Source organism: Sphingomonas bacterium (genome assembly GCF_903644055.1).
Lineage (GTDB): Bacteria > Pseudomonadota > Alphaproteobacteria > Sphingomonadales > Sphingomonadaceae > Sphingomonas_I.
In genome coordinates this window covers 1-3,820 of the sequence record NZ_CAHJXD010000073.1, presented here as the reverse complement: position 1 = coordinate 3,820, position 3,820 = coordinate 1, and the positions used below count along the sequence as shown (strand labels likewise).

Annotated in this window: 4 protein-coding genes and 1 pseudogene; 1 reads left to right on the top strand and 4 read right to left on the bottom strand. The window is 66.3% G+C overall.

Annotation, left to right across the window (positions count from 1 at the left end; genetic code table 11):
• Positions 1-708: pseudogene (locus HUU94_RS03100) on the top strand (S1 family peptidase); the annotation flags it as partial.
• 25 nt (positions 709-733) lie between these two features.
• Here HUU94_RS03100 and HUU94_RS03095 read toward each other — a convergent pair.
• From HUU94_RS03095 to HUU94_RS03080, 4 genes are all read right to left on the bottom strand, one after another.
• Positions 734-1,909, bottom strand: a complete 1,176-nt coding sequence (locus HUU94_RS03095; RefSeq protein ID WP_174273656.1) for a vWA domain-containing protein — start codon at positions 1,907-1,909, stop codon at positions 734-736.
• A gap of 15 nt (positions 1,910-1,924) precedes the next feature.
• Positions 1,925-2,353: a GFA family protein gene (locus HUU94_RS03090; RefSeq protein ID WP_174273655.1), complete on the bottom strand. Its 429-nt coding sequence runs from the start codon at positions 2,351-2,353 to the stop codon at positions 1,925-1,927.
• Positions 2,354-2,357: 4 nt separating this feature from the next.
• Positions 2,358-3,203, bottom strand: coding sequence for an AAA family ATPase (locus HUU94_RS03085; RefSeq protein WP_174273654.1), 846 nt, complete (start codon positions 3,201-3,203; stop codon positions 2,358-2,360).
• 81 nt (positions 3,204-3,284) lie between these two features.
• A partial coding sequence (locus HUU94_RS03080; RefSeq protein ID WP_174273653.1) for a DUF4115 domain-containing protein occupies positions 3,285-3,820 on the bottom strand: 536 nt, incomplete at its 5' end.

Sequence of the window (3,820 nt, the reverse complement as noted above, 5' to 3'; positions counted from 1 at the left end):
GCGCAGGATCTCGACGGCGGCGATCCGGTCGCGACCGCCGCCCGGATCGAGGCGATCGCGGGCGTGCCGGTCGAGGTGCGGAGCTGGGCGGAGGCGGACGCCGATCTCGCGGTCGAGGGCGGCGCGCGGGTCACCGGGCGCGATGCCTCCGGCCGGCGCTTCGTCTGCACCTCGGGCTTCGTCGTCACCGACGGCGCGCGGACGGCGCTCACCACCGCCGCGCACTGCCCCGACAATTTGAGCTTCATCGACGGCGACAAGAGCGAGGTGCCGCTGCCGATGCTCGGTGCATGGGGCGCGCGCTATCAGGACGTGCAGATCCACGCCGCGCCGCAGCCGCTCGCGCCATTGTTCCATGCCGACAGCAAGACGCAGACGCGCGCGCTGACGAGCTGGCGCAACCGGGAGAGCACGCGCGCGGGCGACATCGTCTGCCATCGCGGCGAGCGGACCGACTATAGCTGCGCCGAGGTCGCGTTCGTCGATTATGCCCCGCCGGGCGATCTTTGCGCGGGGCCGTGCACGCCGACCTGGGTCGCGGTGAAGGGCCCGGCCTGCAAGAGCGGCGACAGCGGCGGGCCGGTCTTCCTCGGCACGATCGCGTTCGGGATCGTCAAGGGCGACAGCATGACGGCGGACGGCACCTGCCGGCTCTATTATTACATGTCGACCGATTATCTGCCGCCGGGGTGGACATTGTCCCGCTGACCATTTGTGATCGATGGGGCGCCGGTCACCGCTTCGCCGACAGCGCCCGCGTCGCGCGCTCCAGACCCTCCAGCGTCAGCGGATACATGCGATCGTCCATCAGCCGGCGGATCATCTGCGTCGATTGCGAATGAGGCCATGCGCCCTCCGGAGTCGGATTGATCCAGGCCGTCGCGGGATAGACCTCGGTCAGCCGCGTGAGCCACACCGCGCCGGCTTCCGGATTCATATGTTCGACTGATCCGCCGGCATGGCTGATTTCATAGGGACTCATCTGTGCATCGCCGACGATCACCAATTTGTAATCGTGCCCGAATTTGTGAAGCACCTGCTCCGTCGGCGTCCGCTCGGCGAACCGGCGGCGATTGTCCTTCCACACGCCTTCGTAGACGCAATTGTGGAAGTAGAAGAATTCGAGATGCTTGAACTCGCCGGTCGCGGCGGAAAACAGCTCCTCGCAGACGCGGACATGCTCCTCCATCGATCCGCCGACGTCCAGGAAAAGCAATAGCTTGACCGCATTGTGCCGCTCGGGGCGCATCGCGATATCCAGCCAGCCCTGCCGCGCGGTGCCGTCGATCGTCTCTTCCAGATCGAGCTCCGTCGCGGCGCCCTCACGCGCGAAGCGGCGGAGGCGGCGAAGCGCCACCTTGATGTTGCGCGTGCCCAGTTCCAGACTGCTGTCGAGGTTTCTGAATTCGCGCTTGTCCCACACCTTGATCGCGCGCCCGTGCCGGGATTCGCCGCCGATGCGCACGCCTTCGGGGTTGTAGCCCGAATTGCCGAAGGGCGATGTACCGCCCGTGCCGATCCATTTGCTGCCGCCCTGATGGCGCTTCTGCTGTTCCTCCAGCCGCTTCTTCAGCGTCGCCATGATCTCATCCCAGTCACCGAGCGACTGGATCTTCGCCATCTCTTCGGGCGTGAGATATTTCTCGGCGATCGCCTTCAGCCATTCCTCGGGAACCTCGCCCGGCGGGCCCTTCGCGCCGATCACCCCGCGAAACACGCGCGCGAACACTTGGTCGAAGCGATCGATCAGCCCCTCGTCCTTCACGTAGGTAGCGCGCGCGAGATAATAGAAATGCTCGGGGCTGAGCGCGATCGCATCGGCGTCGAGCGCCTCCAGCAGCGTCAGATGCTCCTTGAGCCCCGCCTTGATGCCCGCACCGCGCAATTGTTCGAGAAAGGAGAGGAACAAGGGACTGGAGCCGCTTCAGTCGGACGCCGGCTCGAAGCGCAGCGTGCCCGCCCGCCGCAGCGCCCCGCCATTGTCGTTCGGGTGCCGCACGCCATCCAGCACCGGGACCTCGACGAAATCGAACGGGCTCACCCCATCGAGGCAGGCGACGTTGACGCCATATTGCTGCCGATTGGATCGGCGTTGATGGTGGGTGTAGATGCCGCAGCGCGAGCAGAAGAAATGCTGGGCTGAGCCTGTATTGAAGCGATAGCTGGCCAGTAATTCTTCACCGCGCAGGATAGTGACGCCGCCCACCTCGGCCGAGACGGCGACCGCGCCGCGCATCCGGCAATAGGAACAGGTGCAGCGGCGGATGGTGTTGAAGCCGTCGCTCAGCGTCGCCTCGAAGCGGACGGCGCCGCAATGGCATTGTCCGCTCCGGATCGGTTTCTCATCCGGCATGCTCCTAGCCGCCCTGCCGCCGGGCGAGGAAGGCCAGCCGCTCGAACAGCATCACGTCGGCCTCGTTCTTGAGGAGCGCGCCGTGGAGCGGTGGGATTGCCTGTCGCACGTCGCGGTTCTGGAGAACCTCGAGCGGCATGTCCTCATGCAGCAGCAGCTTGAGCCAGTCGATCAGCTCGCTGGTCGACGGCTTCTTCTTGAGCCCGGGCACGTCGCGCACCTCGAAGAAGATGTCGAGCGCGCGGGCGATGAGCAGGCGCTGGATGCCCGGAAAGTGGACGGTGACGATCGCCTCCATCGTCTCGCGATCGGGAAAACGGATATAGTGGAAGAAGCAGCGCCGCAGGAAAGCGTCGGGCAGTTCCTTCTCGTTGTTGGAGGTGATGATCATGATCGGCCGCTCCCTGGCGGTGATCGTCTCGCCGGTCTCGTAGACGTCGAAGCTCATCCGATCGAGCTCCTGGAGCAGATCGTTCGGGAATTCGATGTCGGCCTTGTCGATCTCGTCGATCAGCAGCACGGGCAAGGTCGGCGCGGTGAACGCCTCCCACATCTTGCCGCGGCGGATATAATTGGCGATGTCGTGAACGCGCGGATCGCCGAGCTGGCCGTCGCGCAGCCGCGCCACCGCATCATATTCGTAAAGCCCCTGCCGCGCCTTGGTGGTGGACTTCACATTCCATTCGATCAGCGGCGCGCCGAGCGCGGCGGCGATCTCCTGCGCGAGCACGGTCTTGCCGGTGCCGGGCTCGCCCTTGACCAGCAGCGGACGGCGCAGCGTCACGGCGGCGTTGACCGCGACCTTCAGATCATCGGTGGCGACATAGGCCTGACTGCCCTCGAATCGCATCATCGCTCCCTTGGCCCGCGGTACAGCATCGCGCGATGCGATGGCATGCAGGCCGAGCCAAGTCGATCTGCAAGATCACGTCTAAAGCGCGGGGGAAGGCGAACCCTGCGGTGCTGCACCGGCATGCGCGAGCAGCGCCTGCGGCGTGAGGCTGATATTCTTGATCAGCGTTTCCGGCGGCCCCAGCGGCGGGATCGAGGCGCTGCCCACCGTCACCTTGAGCACGGTCGCGCGGCTGGTCCGCAGGCGCGGATCGGTGGCGGTGGCGGGCACCGCATAATGGTCGCCGGGCTCGAGCATGCCCTCGAACAATTTGCTGTCGCCATCGCTGACCCGCAGCCACACCGGCTGTTCGGCGGTGAGCAGCGCGGTGGCGCCGGCTTCCGGAACCGGCGTCATGCTCGCCGCAGCAGGAGCCGGCGTTGCAACCGATGGAGCTGCGGGCTGCGAAGCGCTCTGCACCGCGATCGCGGCGGGGTTTTCGCCCGCCACCGTGCCGCGCCAGTAAAGGTAGCCCAGCGCCACCAGCAGCGCGAGGCCGAGCATCGAGAAAGCGAGCAGGCGGCTGGGGGTCCGCGCCGGATCGGCGGGCTCATAAGGCTCGTAGCGCTCGGCCG

Excerpts from the sequence above, each read along its gene's own strand:
- HUU94_RS03085 (WP_174273654.1), bottom strand. The coding sequence starts at position 3,203 with ATGCGATTCGAGGGCAGTCAGGCCTATGTCGCCACCGATGATCTGAAG.
- HUU94_RS03090 (WP_174273655.1), bottom strand. The coding sequence starts at position 2,353 with ATGCCGGATGAGAAACCGATCCGGAGCGGACAATGCCATTGCGGCGCC.